The organism is Natronococcus sp. JC468 (assembly GCF_012163165.1).
GTDB lineage: Archaea > Halobacteriota > Halobacteria > Halobacteriales > Natrialbaceae > Natronococcus > Natronococcus jeotgali.
Window position 1 is genome coordinate 91,536 of record NZ_JAAVUO010000005.1, and the last position, 15,266, is coordinate 106,801.

The 15,266-nt window shown below is 63.7% G+C and carries 15 protein-coding genes and 3 tRNA genes; 10 read left to right on the plus strand and 8 right to left on the minus strand.

Features of this window, described 5'->3' with window-relative positions:
* Nucleotides 1-7: 7 nt before the first annotated feature.
* Nucleotides 8-1,075 (minus strand): type II glyceraldehyde-3-phosphate dehydrogenase, encoded by a 1,068-nt coding sequence (locus tag GWG54_RS04875; RefSeq protein ID WP_167936710.1) that lies wholly within the window; start codon nucleotides 1,073-1,075, stop codon nucleotides 8-10.
* A gap of 269 nt (nucleotides 1,076-1,344) precedes the next feature.
* Between GWG54_RS04875 and gap the strand changes: the two genes are divergently transcribed.
* On the plus strand, nucleotides 1,345-2,415 hold the full coding sequence (gene gap, locus GWG54_RS04880) for a type I glyceraldehyde-3-phosphate dehydrogenase (RefSeq protein ID WP_167936711.1): 1,071 nt from the start codon (nucleotides 1,345-1,347) through the stop codon (nucleotides 2,413-2,415).
* Nucleotides 2,416-2,441: 26 nt separating this feature from the next.
* Here gap and GWG54_RS04885 read toward each other — a convergent pair whose 3' ends face one another.
* On the minus strand, nucleotides 2,442-3,788 hold the full coding sequence (locus tag GWG54_RS04885; protein WP_167936712.1) for an RNA-guided endonuclease TnpB family protein: 1,347 nt from the start codon (nucleotides 3,786-3,788) through the stop codon (nucleotides 2,442-2,444).
* 3 nt (nucleotides 3,789-3,791) lie between these two features.
* The gene (locus tag GWG54_RS04890; protein WP_167936713.1) at nucleotides 3,792-3,938 is read right to left on the minus strand and encodes a DUF2080 family transposase-associated protein; all 147 of its coding nucleotides are present in this window, start codon (nucleotides 3,936-3,938) and stop codon (nucleotides 3,792-3,794) included.
* 260 nt (nucleotides 3,939-4,198) lie between these two features.
* Between GWG54_RS04890 and GWG54_RS04895 the strand changes: the two genes are divergently transcribed.
* The 6 genes from GWG54_RS04895 to GWG54_RS04920 all read left to right on the plus strand — a co-directional run bounded on the left by GWG54_RS04895 (nucleotide 4,199) and on the right by GWG54_RS04920 (nucleotide 9,027).
* The gene (locus GWG54_RS04895; protein ID WP_167936714.1) at nucleotides 4,199-5,407 is read left to right on the plus strand and encodes a phosphoglycerate kinase; all 1,209 of its coding nucleotides are present in this window, start codon (nucleotides 4,199-4,201) and stop codon (nucleotides 5,405-5,407) included.
* Nucleotides 5,408-5,600: 193 nt separating this feature from the next.
* On the plus strand, nucleotides 5,601-6,563 hold the full coding sequence (locus tag GWG54_RS04900) for an aminopeptidase (protein WP_167936715.1): 963 nt from the start codon (nucleotides 5,601-5,603) through the stop codon (nucleotides 6,561-6,563).
* Nucleotides 6,564-6,595: 32 nt separating this feature from the next.
* The gene (locus tag GWG54_RS04905; protein WP_167936716.1) at nucleotides 6,596-6,784 is read left to right on the plus strand and encodes a hypothetical protein; all 189 of its coding nucleotides are present in this window, start codon (nucleotides 6,596-6,598) and stop codon (nucleotides 6,782-6,784) included.
* Between the two features lie 54 nt (nucleotides 6,785-6,838).
* Complete coding sequence (locus GWG54_RS04910; protein WP_167936717.1) at nucleotides 6,839-7,492, plus strand: HVO_0476 family zinc finger protein; 654 nt, start codon at nucleotides 6,839-6,841, stop codon at nucleotides 7,490-7,492.
* Nucleotides 7,493-7,570: 78 nt separating this feature from the next.
* Entirely contained in the window at nucleotides 7,571-8,227 is a 657-nt protein-coding gene (locus GWG54_RS04915; protein ID WP_167936718.1) for a protein-L-isoaspartate(D-aspartate) O-methyltransferase, read from the plus strand.
* Between the two features lie 56 nt (nucleotides 8,228-8,283).
* Nucleotides 8,284-9,027, plus strand: a complete 744-nt coding sequence (locus GWG54_RS04920; RefSeq protein ID WP_167936719.1) for a protein-L-isoaspartate O-methyltransferase — start codon at nucleotides 8,284-8,286, stop codon at nucleotides 9,025-9,027.
* Between the two features lie 25 nt (nucleotides 9,028-9,052).
* Here GWG54_RS04920 and GWG54_RS04925 read toward each other — a convergent pair whose 3' ends face one another.
* From GWG54_RS04925 to GWG54_RS04945, 5 genes are all read right to left on the minus strand, one after another.
* Nucleotides 9,053-10,168 (minus strand): right-handed parallel beta-helix repeat-containing protein, encoded by a 1,116-nt coding sequence (locus GWG54_RS04925; RefSeq protein WP_167936720.1) that lies wholly within the window; start codon nucleotides 10,166-10,168, stop codon nucleotides 9,053-9,055.
* A 332-nt stretch (nucleotides 10,169-10,500) separates the two neighbouring features.
* Nucleotides 10,501-10,914 carry a group I intron-associated PD-(D/E)XK endonuclease gene (locus tag GWG54_RS04930; protein WP_167936721.1) on the minus strand — a complete coding sequence of 138 codons (414 nt, stop codon included), beginning with the start codon at nucleotides 10,912-10,914 and terminating at the stop codon, nucleotides 10,501-10,503.
* Between the two features lie 147 nt (nucleotides 10,915-11,061).
* Nucleotides 11,062-11,134, minus strand: a tRNA-Asp gene (locus tag GWG54_RS04935).
* An 18-nt stretch (nucleotides 11,135-11,152) separates the two neighbouring features.
* Nucleotides 11,153-11,225 (minus strand) — tRNA-Asp (locus GWG54_RS04940).
* Between the two features lie 18 nt (nucleotides 11,226-11,243).
* Nucleotides 11,244-11,316: transfer RNA gene (locus GWG54_RS04945), tRNA-Asp, on the minus strand.
* A 305-nt stretch (nucleotides 11,317-11,621) separates the two neighbouring features.
* Between GWG54_RS04945 and GWG54_RS04950 the strand changes: the two genes are divergently transcribed.
* From GWG54_RS04950 to rpoB, 3 genes are read left to right on the plus strand one after another with little or no spacing between them, the layout of a single operon-like run.
* Entirely contained in the window at nucleotides 11,622-11,849 is a 228-nt protein-coding gene (locus GWG54_RS04950) for a DNA-directed RNA polymerase subunit H (RefSeq protein ID WP_167936722.1), read from the plus strand.
* A complete protein-coding gene (locus GWG54_RS04955) occupies nucleotides 11,850-13,424 on the plus strand; it encodes a DNA-directed RNA polymerase subunit B'' (protein ID WP_167936723.1) in 1,575 nt (524 codons plus the stop codon).
* 6 nt (nucleotides 13,425-13,430) lie between these two features.
* The gene (rpoB, locus tag GWG54_RS04960; RefSeq protein WP_167936724.1) at nucleotides 13,431-15,260 is read left to right on the plus strand and encodes a DNA-directed RNA polymerase subunit B; all 1,830 of its coding nucleotides are present in this window, start codon (nucleotides 13,431-13,433) and stop codon (nucleotides 15,258-15,260) included.
* Nucleotides 15,261-15,266 lie beyond the last annotated feature (6 nt).

The following is a 15,266-nucleotide window of genomic DNA, read 5'->3' on the forward strand; positions in this document are numbered from 1 at the left end:
CGACGCCTCAGTCCGCGGTCTGTCGATCGGCGGTGCGGTTCTCGGGTTCGTCCAGTCGCCCGAGCCCGATCCCGAGCGTCTCGTCGGTAAGCGCGCGACTCTCCGGGCCCTCGAGCAGCCCCGTCACCGAACGGATCGCGTCGACGTTCTCGGGAACGACGTCGGACTCCTGGTGGATCGCCTGCATGCAGTAGAGGTCCTTGCCCTCGACGGTGATCGACTCCTCCCAGATGCAGTTCTCCCAGATGTCCCCGCGCGGGCGACCCGCGTCGAGCGCGAGGTCTTTGAGCGTTCCGGCGCCGTCGATGCCGGCGTAGTCGGGGATCAACAGGAGGCGGTTCTCCTCGCGGAGTCGGTTCCGGACCTCCTCGACGCTGTCGGGGACCTCCTCGAGGGTGATGTTGACCGCGTGGACGTGCATCATCGTCGTCGGGACCTTGAGTCCGATCGTGTCGATGTCGAGTTCGGGGAAGACGGTCTGAACGTCAGGGCCGTGGTGGGAGGGGATCGAGACGGGGTCCGGCAGGGCGTCGTTGATCGGGCCGCGGCCGGTCTGGTTCGGGTCGCCGCCGCGTCGGACCAGCGTCGTCCGGACCTTCTCGATGCCGTAGTCCTCGTGGATGGGGGCGACCAGCCGGGAGAGTCCGGTCGTGTTACAGGAGACGACGCGGACGTAGTCGGCGTCGGCGGCTTCCTCGTAGTTCGCGCGGGCGTTGAAACTGACCTCCGCGACGGTCGCGTCCTCGCCGCCCTGGAAGAGCGCCGGGGTGTCGTGGCGCTCGTACAGCGGTCGATTCTGTTCACCGATTCCGGAGGGCGTGGCGTCGACGACGACGTCGCTGTCGGCGACGAGTTCGTCGACGGTACCGGCGAGGTCGACGCCGGCTTCGCGGAACCCATCGGTGCGGTCCTCGTCGACCGCGTAGAGCGGGTACTCCGCCTCGGCCGCCCCGAGGGCGACGTAATCGGGGCTGACCTTGGCGACGCCGGCGACTTCCATGTCAGGCTGCGATCTCACGGCGTCCGCGACGCGTTTGCCGATGGTTCCATAGCCGTTGATTCCGACGCGGAGCATACGCGTCGACATCCACCGCCGACCGGCATAACTGTTTTGCAAGAATCTGATAGATGTTAACTCGAAATCGAGTTTCTTAGGCATATTCTGGCGAAGAACGGGCCCTAACCTGTATATTCGGCTAATATATAATATATACTGAATGTAATATGATGTGTGGTACCACGGTGAACACACCTCCCGGCTGACGGGCCGTGATCCTTCCTGATCGTCAATCAACGTTGCGAAAGGGGCAAGTGATTTAATCGTGGACCCCGTACTACTCGGATATGAGTGAAAATTCGTATACGGAGAACGAGTTCGAAGGAACGCTCCGGATCGGTCTCAACGGGTTCGGCCGGATCGGACGGAACGTCCTCCGCGCGTCGCTCGAGTACGACGGCGTCGAGATCGTCGGGATCAACGACGTCATGGACAACGACGACATGCGGTACCTGATCAAACACGACTCGGTCCACGGTCGGCTCGAGGACGTCTCACTCGAGGGAGACACGCTCACCGTCGAGGGCAACGAGATCCGGCTCTGCTCCGAGCGCGATCCGACCCAGCTGCCCTGGGACGAACTCGACGTCGACGTCGCCTTCGAGGCGACGGGGATCTTCCGCACCCACGACGAGGCCGCCCAGCACCTTGAAGCCGGCGCCGAGAAGGTGTTGATCTCGGCCCCGCCGAAAGGCGAGAAGGAGGTCCAGACGATCGTCTACGGCGTCAACCACGACGAGTACGACGGCGAGGACGTACTCTCGAACGCCTCCTGTACGACGAACTCGGTCGCGCCGGTCGTGAAGGTGCTGGACGACGAGTTCGGCATCGAGTCCGGGCTGCTCACGACCGTTCACGCTTACACCGGCACCCAGAACCTCGTCGACGGTCCGCTCAGCAAGCGCCGCCGCGGTCGCGCCGCTGCCGAGAACATCATCCCGACCTCGACCGGCGCCGCGATCGCCACCACCGAGGTCCTCCCGCAACTCGAGGGCAAGCTCGACGGAATGGCGATGCGCGTTCCCGTTCCGAACGGCTCGATCACCGACCTCACCGTCGACCTCGAGGAGGACGTCACCGAGGAGGAGCTCGCCGACGCGATCCGCTCGGCGGCCGACGACGAACTCGCCGGCGTGCTCGGCTACACCGACGAGGAGATCGTCTCGCGGGACATCGTCGGGATGCCCTTCTCCTCGTACGTCGACCTCGAGTCGACGATGTCACTCGAGGACGGCCTCGTGAAGGTGTTGACCTGGTACGACAACGAGTTCGGCTTCTCGAACCGGATGCTCGACCTCGCGACGTACGTCGCCGCCGAAGCGGAGAGTCGGGAGGGCGACGAGGTCGCCGCCCGCTGAACGGCTGCTACGTGAACTACCCCACCCTACCGCTCGCCTGACGGCTCGCGCTTGAGGGTAGCGCGGGACCTTCGGTCCCGCTGACCATGCGAACGGGCGCTTCGCGCCCGTGAGCAGATGGGGCTTCCTGCTTCGAGGACGCGCTTTGCAGGAACTGAATGGGTCCCCGTAGGGAGCGCAGTCTCCACAGGCGTTCGAAAATCGCTGCGCGATTTTCGCAGCCCATCAGAATCGTGAAGCGATTCTGAGGACGTTGATTTGGAGTGTCCCACTCCTACTTTGTTGAGACCGCGAGAAAGGATGTTCCACGACGCATTCGCATCTCTGTCTGCCTCGAAACCACACGATGGACACGAATGCTCACGTACCCACAGCGGTTTGTCCGTCTCCGTTCCGCACGACGCGCACTCTTTGGTCGTACCTCGGGGGTCCACGGCGACGAAGTGCGTTCCTTCTCGCTTGCACTTGTACTCGAGCATTCGGAGGAATGTTCCCCATGAGGCCCCGGCCCGGTTCCGAGAGTTGCCCGGTAGTTCGACCAATCCCTTCGCGTCCAAATCCTCGACCGCTACAAGGTCGTACTCGCGGGCGTAGTATGACGAGAGTTTGTGCAGGAAGTCACGGCGCTTTCTCTTCAACTCGGCATGGCGTTCGGCCACAACCTTCCGCTGTTTCTCCCAATTGTTCGAGCCGTGTTCTTTCTTCGAGAGGTCACGTTGGGCGCGTTCGAGTCGTTCGCGTTCCTCGCTGAAGTCGGGACTCTCGATGGCGTACCCATCGGTGTCGTGGGCGTACTTGAGAATCCCCACGTCGATACCAACGACCTTCTCGGGCGTCTCTGGTTTTTCAGGCGTGGCTTCCTCCACGTCGATCCCAAACGTGGCGTACCATTCACCCGTGGGTTCTTGTTTGACCGTGACCTGTTTGATGGTCGCATTCTCGGGGATATCGCGGTGGAGGTAAATCGGAATCTCACCGATTTTGCTCACCCACAGGACAGGCCGACCACTCGTATTCTTGAGTTTGAAGCCGGACTGGTTGTAGGTGAGCGACCGATACTCCCGAGGAGGTTTCCACTTGAGCATTCCAACAGCGCGTCCGTTCTCCTTCTGTGCTTTGAGCGTGGAGAGGTTGTCGTAGACGCGCTTGACGACCATCTGGAGGACTTTTGAGTGTACGTTGGACAGGTCGTCCCACCACGTTTTGAGGTCGGGGAGTCGTCCCTGCACCTCGTAGCGGGCGGGAATGTCGTCTGCCTCGTTGAGCAGATAGAGGACGTGATTGTACAGTTGCCTACAAGTATCGACGTGGTGCAGAAGCGTCTCGGTGAGGGCTTCTGGCGGGTTGAGTCGATACTTGTAGTTGTACTGCATGTCCTACTTGTCTGAGCTGGGTTCGGAGACGCGGACGACTTTCACATCGGCTCCGCGCCAACGTTTGGGAACGATGACGTGAGCGCTGTTGCCCGACGGTTTTGCTGTTCCATCGAGGACTTCCTCGCCTTCGATTTCAAATCTATCCATCGCTGTTGTATATACTTTGGATAGACATAAAGGTAGCGGTGGGCCTGTGGGCCGAGTGTCGCGGGTGTATGAGAACCGTCCGGCGCTGTATCCCCTCCCTACTGCGTCCTCAGAACGCGAAGCGTTCTGATGTGCGAACGAGAGCTTCGCTCTCGTTAACGCTACTCGGTCGCTTCGCTCCCTGTGTTGCTCCTTGAGGAAGGGGACTTAGCGCCTAATTCCAGTTAAAATTTTAAGCGCGTTCGGCACGCCGTCCCTGTATGTTCAAGACGATCGACGATCTCGATGCCGAGCAGCGACTGCTGGTCCGACTCGATCTCAACGCCCCCGTCGAGGACGGCGTCGTTCAGGACAACCGCCGGTTCGCGCGCCACGCCGAAACCCTGCGAGAGCTGCTCGAGGACGGCCACGCGGTCGCCGTGCTGGCCCACCAGGGTCGACCCGGTCGCGACACGTTCGTCTCGCTCGCGGACCACGCCGAGATCCTCGCCGACCACCTCGAGCGGGACGTCGACTTCGTCGCGGATACCTTCGGCGAGGACGCCCTCGCGGCGATCGAGGGTCTCGAGGGCGGCGAGGTGCTCGTCCTCGAGAACGCCCGGATGTGCGACGAGGAGTTGCCCGAGGAGGATCCGGACGTCAAGGCCGACACCGAGTTCGTGCGGACGCTGGCCCCGGAGTTCGACGCCTACGTCAACGACGCCTACTCGGCGGCCCACCGTTCCCACGCCTCGCTGGTCGGCTTCCCCCGGGTGATGGACGCCTACGCGGGACGCGTGATGGAACAGGAGTACACCGCGAACTCGTCGATCCAGGAGCGGGAGTTCGACGGCACCGTCACGATGGCGCTGGGCGGAACGAAGGCCGAGGACCTGATCCCCATCATCGAGCGAGTCGACGACACGGTCGACCGGTTCTGTCTGGGCGGGATCGTCGGCGAACTCTTCTTGCGCGCGGCGGGCCACGACGTCGGCTACGACGTCGACGGTACGGACTTCTTCGACGAGCAGTGGGACGAGCAGCGGGAGACGATCGAACGCATCCTCGAGGAGTACGACGAGTCGCTGTACCTCGCGACCGATCTCGCCTACGAGGGCGAGGACGACGAGCGCGCCGAGGTCGACGTCGAGGGCCTCGAGAAGGACACGTCCTATCTCGACGTCGGCTCCGACACCGCCGAGACGTACGCCGACCTGGTCCGCGAGTCCGAGGCCGTCTTCGTCAAGGGCGCCCTGGGCGTCTTCGAGGACGAACGGTTCGCCGACGGCACCGTGGCGGTGCTCGAGGCGATCGCCGAAACCGACTGCTTCTCCGTCGTCGGCGGCGGTGACACCTCCCGTGCGATCGAGATGTACGGTCTCGAGGAGGACGACTTCGGCCACGTCTCGATCGCCGGCGGCGCCTACGTCCGCGCGCTCACCGGCGAGCTCCTGGTCGCGGTCGAGGTGCTCGAGGACGCCGCCGAGTAGCGCCCGTTAGCTGAATCGAGACGCTAAGCCCCCCTTCCTCAGCGAGCGTCATCAGAACGCTTCGCGTTCTGATTGGCAGTCAGAAATCGAAGATTTCTGACGACGCCCGAAGGCGCGAGCAGGGAGGGGATACAGCGTCGATCGTGTTTCTTGGATAGCAAGGTCTTTCGGCTCGCTCGTCCCAGATTTGGGTATGTCCGACCTTCGCGCGGCCGCCGAGACGGCCGTCCGACAGTGTCTCGCCCTCGAGTCCTCGGAGAGCTGTGCCGTCGTCACCGACGACGAGCGCGAGTCGATCGGCGAGGCGATCTACGAGGTGGCCAACGAGATCACCGACGACGCCGTCATCGTCCGCTACCCGTCGGGTGAGACCCACGGCGCCGAACCCCCGCAACCGGTCGCGGCGGCGATGGCCGGCGCCGACGTCGTGCTCGCGCCGACGACCAAGAGTTTGAGTCACACCCGCGCCCGCGGCGAGGCCAACGAGGCCGGCGCCCGCGTCGCCACGCTGCCGGGGATCACCGAGGAAGTGTTTACGACGGGACTGGACGCCGACTACGAGGCGATCGCCGTCCACTCCGCCGACGTCCTCGAGCAGGTCGACGACGCCGAGGAGATTCGGGTTACGGCGCCCGCGGGAACCGACATTACGTTCGGGATCGGCGACCGGGAGTTCCTCTCCGATACCGGCATCGTCCACGAGTCCGGCGAGATGTCGAACCTTCCCGCGGGCGAGGTGTTCGTCAGCCCCGAAACCGCCGACGGGACATTCGTCGTCGACGGCACGATGCGACCCCACGGGCTGCTCGAGGACGACCAGGAGCTTCGCTTCGAGGTCGAGGACGGACTCGTCACCGACATTACCGACAACGAGATCCGGGAGACGGTCGAGACCGCCGCGAAGGAGGTTGGCGACGCGGCCTACAATCTCGCCGAACTCGGCATCGGCACCAACGTCGCGGTCACCGCCCTCGTCGGCTCCGTCCTGCTCGACGAGAAAGCGGGCGGCACGGTTCACATCGCGATCGGCGACGACGCGGGCATCGGCGGCGACGTCGACGCGCCGATCCACCTCGACGGGATCCTTCGGGAGCCGACGGTGTGGGCGGATGGGGAGGTCGTAGACCTCCCGATGGCGAACGGCGACGAGCCGTGAGCGGGCGTGGAAGTTCCACTTCCACGTACTGAGTGAGCGGCGGAAGCCGCGAACGCGGGGAGGTCGTAGCCCTCCCGACGAGCGGTGAAACCGCGAGCAGGCACGAGATCGAGCGTCCCGAAACGACGTCGGATTACGTCACCCTCGAGCGGGGACGCCGAATCGGGGCGGACGACGACCCCGACGTGTCGGTACCGATCCGCGACGGTGCGAGCCAGTAACGGGCCCACACGCGGTCCAATCGCCTTTTAGGTGCGTGGCGTCTACGGCGTGTTATGAACGACGTTCCAGACCGGATCCCGACGCCCTGTCCGTCGTGCTCGCCGGATCTCGAGACGGTCCACGAGGTACTGACGGAAGGTGGCGGAGCGCTTACGGTTCGCTGCAGCGAGTGTAGTCACGTTCACAAGGTACAGCCCGATCCCGAACGCGAAGTCACCCTCGACGTCGTCGTCTCCCAAGAGGGCGAGTCGTTCACGGCGAACGTCACCGCCCCCGAAGACGAGACCGTCGAGGTCGGCGACGAGTTCATCCTCGAGACCGACGAGGTGCTCTCGACGGTCCGGGTCACGAGCGTCGAACTCGACGGTCACCGCCGCGTCGAGGAGGCCGACGCCGACGACGTCGAGACCGTCTGGACCCGCGAGGTCGACAACGTCGCGGTCAACGTCACGGTTCATCCCCAGGACGGCTCCCGGGACGACAGCCGGAGCATCACCGTCTACGTCCCCGGCGACTACGAGTTCGAGGTCGGCTCGATCGAGGAGTTCGGCGACGACGAGTTCGAGATCGACGCCTTCGTCGTCCGCCAGGACGCCTCGGGCTACGACCGGGACCGCTACGACATGGAGGGTGACACGGGGATCGCGAAGGACCTCAAGCGCGTCTACGCCTACGACGAGCAGACCAGCGCCTGGTCGGCCTGGTAGTCGAACCTTCGTCCGAACGAAGAACTGGCATGCAGTTGCGTCCCACAGGCTATTGTCCGCGAGCCCGTAGGTCTCGCCATGTTCGATCGATTCGGCTCCGACGGCTCCGAAGACGATTACGAGACCGCTCGCGAGCGGATGGTTCGAACGGTCACAGACCGGGTCGACGACGACCGGGTCCTCGAGGCCCTCCGGGCGGTTCCGCGCCACGCGTTCGTCCCGCCCGATCGGCGCGGCGAGGCCTACCGGGACCGCCCGCTCCCGATCGGCGACGGCCAGACGATCAGCGCGCCCCACATGGTCGCGATCATGGCCGATCGGCTCGAACTCGAGCCCGGCGAGGAGGTCCTCGAGATCGGCACCGGCTGTGGCTACCACGCCGCCGTCACGGCGGAACTCGTCGGTGCCGAGGGCGTCTACAGCGTCGAGTACGGCGAGGAACTCGCCGAGAACGCCCGGGAGCGACTCGCCGAGACGGGGTACGGCAACGTCTCGGTCCGCGTCGGCGACGGCCGCGAGGGGTGGGCCGAGCACGCACCGTACGACGCCGCGTACTTCACCTGCGCGACGCCGTCGTTTCCGGACCCTGTCGTCGACCAGGTCCGACCCGGGGGACGGCTGCTCGCGCCGATCGGAACCGGCTTCCAGACGCTGGTGCTGGCCGAGAAGCGCGAGGACGGAAGTCTCGAGCGAAGTGAACACGGCGGCGTTCGGTTCGTTCGGATGCGAAGCTGATCGCGGGTTGCGCGGGCGGGCGCGCAGTTGATAATGCTTCGTCCGCTATCCCGGATATGGACCCTGCGGTACTCCGCGAGGACATGGTCGACGGCCTCGAGTCGCCGACCAAGGGTGCCCTCGACGACGAGGCCGTCGCCATCGCCATGCGGGACGTTCCCCGCCACGAGTTCCTCGAGGACGACCGCGCCGCCTACGCCGATCGGGCACACGAGGTCCTCGAGACCCGCGTCCTCGCGCCGAGTACGGTCGCCCGCCTGTTCGAGGTGCTCGCCCTCGAAGAGGGCGACGACGTGTTGATCGTCGGCGCCGGCGTCGGCTACACGGCGGCCGTGGCGGCCGAGATCGTCGGCGAGCACGGCGTCCACGCCGTCGATATCTCACGCCCCCTGGTCGCCGAGGCGCGAGCCAACCTCGAGCGGGCGGGCTACGAGGGCGTCCTCGTCGACTGGCGCGACGGGGCGGGCGGACTCCCGGAGTACGCCCCCTTCGATCGGATCCTGCTCGAGGCGGCCGCGGTCGACCCGCCCCGACGGCTGCTCGACCAGCTCGCCGACGGCGGTCGGCTCGTCCTCCCTCGCGGGACCCAACCCCAGCGAATCACGGCCGTCGACGCCGACGGCTCGAGCGACGAGTTCAACGCGGTCTCGTTCGATCCGCTCCTGCTCGAGGGCGAGCAGTCCGGCGCCGTCGAACGTAATCGGACGAACCGCGAGGATGTGGAGTACGCTCGGCAACGGGCGGAGTCGCGGACGGGGTGGGAACAGGAATGGATCGCGTGGGACGACCGACTACGCTGATCGGAACCTCCCGCCGCGTCGATTCTCAGCGCTGGGCGCCGACGTCCTCGAGCGGGCCTTCGTGGAACGGATCGAAGCGGACGTTGGAGACTCCGGACTCGAGCGACTTGGAGATGGCGTCGCCGTCGCCGTCGGCCGGCCGTCCTGTCTCGGAATCGGTAAACGGCTCGTCCGGCGCCACGTACTCGTACCCCGTGTCTTGGTCGCTCCAGCGTCGCTCGAGGCTCGAGGGGCCGTTGGCCGCTCCCCAGTAGTTGTCGATCGCCTGAACCCGTGCTTCCTGCGCCGGCCACGATTCGGATTCGTCGACGACGAGTTCCGGGTAGGCGTCACCGTAGACGCCGTACTCCTCGTTGTGACAGATATGACTCCTCTCGATAACCGTACTGGACCCCTGTGCTGCCGCCAGAATTCCGTTGCGATTCCGGACGATCCGACTGGTTTCGATTTGCGCTTGGCTCTCGGCTCCGACCACGATTCCTGGCCCCCCGTTCGACCGTATCGTACAGTTCTCGAAAGCGCTTCCCGCACCGCCCCACACTTCGGTATCTCCGCCGAGAACGATTCCCGTATCGTTTTCGGCGACGACGCAATTCCGAAACCCGCCGCCGCTGACGTACGAATCGAAGCCGACTCCGTTATCGACGAGCGTGACGTCGGTAAACGCTCCGCCGCCCGCTAGTCTCGAGCTGATACCCGAACCACCACCGCGGATCTCGAGGTCGTCGACTGCCATCTCCCACTGGGTCTCCGGAAGTTCGTTCCATCTCCGACCGGGGTTGAACACGAGTCCGCCGAGACGCTGCCGTGAACGTTCGGGCTCGAACTCGGTATCGGTCAAGTCGATAGTGTGGCCGTTTCCGTAGAGGGTGAATTCGCCGCGATTGATGAGTTCCCCTCGTTCGTCCCGAAGATCGACCACGATACAGCCCGACTGCTCGAGTTCCTCTGGCGCGAGGTCGGCGACGAGTTCGTACTCGCCCGGCTCTTCGATCACCGTCGGCGAGTCGATCGGTGTCGGATCGCCGTCGCTCGAGGCGGCGACCGACGTGCTGGCGGCAAGTCCCAGGCCCGTAGCGCCGATAGTTCCCATGAAGGCTCGACGGCTCCGGTCGCGGCTCGAGTCGGTCTCGTGAACCATGCCACCTCCCTTTCATTCACGGCGTCTTAACTCACGGCCCTTCAATAAATTCGGTCCGCGGTGGTTGTCTGTGTATACGACTTTCGACCGGGCTGATACCCGATCAGTGAACGCGTCGTCGGATAGCCGTCATCGGTACGCCGACCGATCGAACGCCGGCTCGAGGAGCTCTCGAAACCGGCTACCGAACTGAGATGTTTTTCGCCGAACAGCTCACGAGACGGTAGTCGGTCGATGGCTGGAAGGATGCGCTCGAGCGGAAGTGAACCGATCTGGTAGGAACGAGAACGGATCAGATTGGACAAACGTGACGGAACCAGCCGATCATACGATCAGGGACAGTTCTCGCTGAACTCGTAGTCGGCTGCCCAGTTAATCGACGGATGGTCGATAGCAGCATCGAACCGTAGTTCCATCTTTTGTGTTGTCGCCTCGTTAACCGATATCCAGTAGAGCTGATCCGTTTCCGGATACCGAACACAGAATGCGTCGATTTCCTCTCGGTAGATCTGTTCGTGATACTCTCCGTTCCTGGTCGTCTGTGAATGGGTGTTAAATCGGATCGTTCGTGGTTTGTTCTGCCACGCGGTCTTACACTGAACTCGATGTAACGTCGCTCCATCATCGACTACGAGATCGTACTTATCGTTGTCACCGAACGGAACCGAGACACTGTATCCAGCCTCTATGAGTCGTGAGGCGATTTTGATTTCTGTTTCGTCTCCTTTCTCTTTCGAGTTCCGCATCGTGGTTCGTAACTATAGATGTAATTTGGTTTAATATTAGGAATGGCTACGACTACTGGTTTTGGAAACCATGAGCGCGCCTGATTGAATACATCTGTTCAGATTGTTTGTAACACAGCAGGCGGACCGCTCACGATATTGAGAAAGCGCCCGGAGCGGGATTTGAACCCGCGTCACAACCGTGACAGGGTTGTATGATGGGCCACTACACCATCCGGGCAGACAAGTCGCAAGAAAGCGCCCGGAGCGGGATTTGAACCCGCGTCACAACCGTGACAGGGTTGTATGATGGGCCACTACACCATCCGGGCAGACAAGTCGCAAGAAAGCGCCCGGAGCGGGATTTGAACCCGCGTCACAACCGTGACAGGGTTGTATGATGGGCCACTACACCATCCGGGCTTGCTTGCGGCGTCTTGCGACGCATTTCTCCGTTTCCCGGTGAGAGTATTAAGGCTTTCCAATCGTGGAACGTGTGGTAGGACGAACCGGGACACGTCCGTCTCGAGGGCGTCTACTTTCACTCCCCACAAGGAATATAACCGAGAACGGGCTACGTACGAACGTGACAGATAGTCCCGGTCAAGTTCGCCAGGCCGGATAGCCCCGCTTTTGGGTCGAGTTAGTAACCGTTAAATGCGTCCCGCCGCTACGTGCCTGTAGTATCTCGTGACAGCCGCTTCTCTCCCGATAGCCCGCACCAACACATGGTAGACGTAAGCCAACACGAACTCGTTCCGGAGCACACCGTTCTCGAGGAGGACGTCCTCGAGGAGGTCCTTTCGGAATACGACATCGACCGTACAGACCTGCCGAAAATCAAGCGCAACGATCCCGCTCTCCCGGACGAGGCGGCGGTCGGCGACGTCGTCAAGATCGTTCGGAACTCACGTACAACCGACCAGGCCGTCGTATACCGACTTGTGGTGGAATAAATGGCAATGGAACTCGACCGATCGAAACGACGGGACATCTCGCGCGAATACTTCTCGAAGGAACGGCTCGCCGAACACCACTACCGCTCGTTCAACGCCTTCCTCAACCGGGGCATGCAGGAGGTCGTCGACGAGAAGGAGACGATCGATACGGACATCGGCGACAAGGAGGGCGAGGAACCGGTCCACGTCAAGCTTGGCGACGTCCGCGTCGTGACGCCTCGCGTTCGAGAGGCCGACGGCTCCGAGGAACTGCTGTACCCCCAGGAGGCCCGGCTCCGGAACATCACCTACTCCGCGCCCGTCTTCATGGAGATGTCGATCGTCAAGGGCGAGGAGGGCGACCAGCGGGTCGTCGACTCCACGGAGACGAAGATCGGCCGGATGCCGATCATGGTCGGCTCCGACAAGTGTAACATCGCCGGCTTCAGCGACGAGGAGCTGATCGAGATCGGCGAGGATCCCGCCGATCCCGGCGGCTACTTCATCGTCAACGGCTCCGAGCGGGTGCTGATGACCAGCGAGGACCTCGCGCCGAACAAGATCCTCGCGGAGTACGACACCAAGTACGGCGACGAAATCCAGGTCGCCAAGACCTTCTCCCAGCGGCGGGGGTACCGCGCCCTCGTGCTCTGTGAGCGGACTCGAGACGGGCTGCTCGAGGTCTCGTTCCCCTCCGTGTCGGGTTCGATCAACTTCGTGACCCTCGTTCGGGCGCTCGGACTCGAGAGCGACGAGGAGATCGTCCACAAGGTCTCGAACGACCCCGAGGTCGTCAAGTACATGCTCGAGAACCTCGAGGAGGCGGAGGTTCAGACCGAGGAGGAAGCGATCGAAGCGCTCGGTAAACGCGTCGCGTCGGGCCAGGGGAAGAACTACCAGCTCAAGCGCGCGAACTACGTCATCGACCGCTATCTCCTGCCCCACCTCCACGAGGAAGGGGTCGACGAAGAGGACGTTCGGATCAACAAGGCTCACTACCTCTGTCGGATGGCCGAAGCCTGCTTCGAACTCGCGCTCGGTCGACGCGAGGCCGACGACAAGGACCACTACGCGAACAAGCGCCTGAAGGTCTCCGGCGACCTGATGAAAGACCTGTTCCGGACCGCGCTGAACAAGCTGGCCCGGGACGTGAAGTACCAGCTCGAGCGCGCGAACATGCGCAACCGCCAGCTCTCGGTCAACACCGTCGTCCGCTCGGATGTGCTGACCGAACGGCTCGAGCACCCGATCGCGACGGGGAACTGGGTCGGCGGTCGCTCCGGCGTCTCTCAGCTCGTCGACCGAACCGACTTCATGGGCGTCCTCAGCCACCTGCGCCGACTGCGTAGTCCGCTCTCTCGCTCGCAACCGCACTTCGAGGCGCGGGACCTGCACGCGACCCAGTGGGGTCGTATCTGTCCCTCCGAGACGCCCGAAGGTCCGAACTGCGGACTGGTGAAAAACTTCGCGCAGGCGATGGAACTCTCCCAGAACATCGAGGACGAACAGGAACTCAAACGCGAACTCGCCTCGATGGGTGTCGAGGGGATCCCCGGCCTCGAGGGCATCGAGCGATCGACCGCAGACGACTGATCAACCATGAGCAGCCAACAACGAGAAGCGAAAGTCTACGTGAACGGGTCGCTGGTAGGGACCCATCCCGATCCGCACGAACTGGCCGAACAGATCCGCGAAGCGCGACGCATCGGTGACGTCAGCGAGATGGTCAACGTCTCGGTGAAAGAGCGCACCCGGGAAGTGATCGTCAACGCCGACGCCGGGCGCGCGCGTCGTCCCCTGCTGGTCGTCGAGGACGGCGAGCCCCGTATCTCCGAGCAGGAGCTGTCCGCCTTTCAGGACGGCGACCTCGAGTTCGAGGACCTGGTCGACCACGGCTACATCGAGTTCATCGACGCCGAGGAGGAAGAGGACATCTACGTCGCCGTCGACGAGGACGACCTGAACGAGGACCACACGCACCTCGAGATCGACCCGCAGCTGATCTTCGGGATCGGCGCGGGGATGATCCCCTACCCAGAACACAACGCCTCGCCCCGGATCACGATGGGCGCGGGGATGGTCAAGCAGTCGCTCGGGCTCCCGAGCGCGAACTACCGCATCCGGCCCGATACGCGCCAGCACCTGCTGCACTACCCGCAGCTCTCGATGGTCAAGACCCAGACCACCGAGCAGATCGGCTTCGACGAGCGACCCGCTGCCCAGAACTTCGTCGTCGCCGTGATGAGCTACGAGGGCTTTAACATCGAGGACGCGCTGGTCATGAACAAAGCCAGCGTCGAGCGCGCACTCGCCCGCTCGCACTTCTTCCGGACCTACGAGGGCGAGGAACGCCGCTATCCGGGCGGTCAGGAGGACCGCTTCGAGATTCCGAGCCAGGACGTCCGTGGCGCTCGCGGAGAGGAGGCGTACACCCACTTAGACGAGGACGGCCTGGTCAACCCCGAAACCCGAGTCGACGAGAACTCGGTGCTGCTCGGGAAGACCTCGCCGCCGCGATTCCTCGAGGAGCCCGACGACATGGGCGGACTCTCGCCCCAGAAGCGCCGCGAGACCTCCGTCACCATGCGTTCGGGCGAGTCGGGCGTCGTCGACACCGTCACCCTGATGGAAGGCGAGGACGGCTCGAAGCTCTCGAAGGTCTCCGTGCGCGACGAACGGATCCCCGAACTCGGCGACAAGTTCGCCTCTCGGCACGGCCAGAAGGGTGTCGTCGGCCACCTCGCGCCCCAGGAGGACATGCCCTTCACCGAGGAGGGCGTCGTCCCCGACCTCGTTCTCAACCCCCACGCGCTGCCGTCGCGGATGACCGTCGGTCACATCCTCGAGATGATCGGCGGGAAACTCGGCGCGATGGAGGGCCGCCGCGTCGACGGAACGCCGTTTTTGGGCGAGGACGAGGACGAACTCCGCGAGGGACTCGAACGGAACGGGTTCAACTCCGCCGGCAAGGAGACGATGTACTCCGGGGTTTCGGGAGAGAAGATCGAGGCCGAGATCTTCGTGGGGATCATCTTCTACCAGAAGCTCTACCACATGGTCTCGAACAAGCTCCACGCCCGCTCTCGGGGGCCAGTGCAGGTGTTGACCCGCCAGCCGACCGAAGGACGGGCCCGCGAGGGCGGACTCCGTATCGGGGAGATGGAGCGGGACGTCTTCATCGGTCACGGCGCCGCGATGACGCTGAAAGAGCGGCTGCTCGACGAGTCCGACCGGGAGTTCATCCACGTCTGCGGCCAGTGTGGGATGAGCGCGGTCGAGAACGTCGAACAGCGCCGGGTGTACTGTCCGAACTGCGACGAGGAGACCGATATCCACGAGATCGAGATGAGCTACGCGTTCAAGCTCCTCCTGGACGAGATGAAAGCGCTCGGCATCGCACCGCGACTGGAACTGGAGGACGCCGTCTAACCCACC

Bases quoted from the DNA above. Each gene is read 5' to 3' on its own strand.
- GWG54_RS04885 (WP_167936712.1), bottom strand. From the start codon at position 3,788: ATGCAGTACAACTACAAGTATCGACTCAACCCGCCAGAAGCCCTCACC.
- GWG54_RS04950 (WP_167936722.1), top strand. From the start codon at position 11,622: ATGGTAGACGTAAGCCAACACGAACTCGTTCCGGAGCACACCGTTCTC.
- gap (WP_167936711.1), top strand. From the start codon at position 1,345: ATGAGTGAAAATTCGTATACGGAGAACGAGTTCGAAGGAACGCTCCGG.
- GWG54_RS04895 (WP_167936714.1), top strand. From the start codon at position 4,199: ATGTTCAAGACGATCGACGATCTCGATGCCGAGCAGCGACTGCTGGTC.
- GWG54_RS04910 (WP_167936717.1), top strand. From the start codon at position 6,839: ATGAACGACGTTCCAGACCGGATCCCGACGCCCTGTCCGTCGTGCTCG.
- GWG54_RS04890 (WP_167936713.1), bottom strand. From the start codon at position 3,938: ATGGATAGATTTGAAATCGAAGGCGAGGAAGTCCTCGATGGAACAGCA.
- GWG54_RS04920 (WP_167936719.1), top strand. From the start codon at position 8,284: ATGGACCCTGCGGTACTCCGCGAGGACATGGTCGACGGCCTCGAGTCG.
- GWG54_RS04900 (WP_167936715.1), top strand. From the start codon at position 5,601: ATGTCCGACCTTCGCGCGGCCGCCGAGACGGCCGTCCGACAGTGTCTC.
- rpoB (WP_167936724.1), top strand. From the start codon at position 13,431: ATGAGCAGCCAACAACGAGAAGCGAAAGTCTACGTGAACGGGTCGCTG.
- GWG54_RS04875 (WP_167936710.1), bottom strand. From the start codon at position 1,075: ATGCTCCGCGTCGGAATCAACGGCTATGGAACCATCGGCAAACGCGTC.
- GWG54_RS04915 (WP_167936718.1), top strand. From the start codon at position 7,571: ATGTTCGATCGATTCGGCTCCGACGGCTCCGAAGACGATTACGAGACC.
- GWG54_RS04955 (WP_167936723.1), top strand. From the start codon at position 11,850: ATGGCAATGGAACTCGACCGATCGAAACGACGGGACATCTCGCGCGAA.
- GWG54_RS04925 (WP_167936720.1), bottom strand. From the start codon at position 10,168: ATGGTTCACGAGACCGACTCGAGCCGCGACCGGAGCCGTCGAGCCTTC.
- GWG54_RS04930 (WP_167936721.1), bottom strand. From the start codon at position 10,914: ATGCGGAACTCGAAAGAGAAAGGAGACGAAACAGAAATCAAAATCGCC.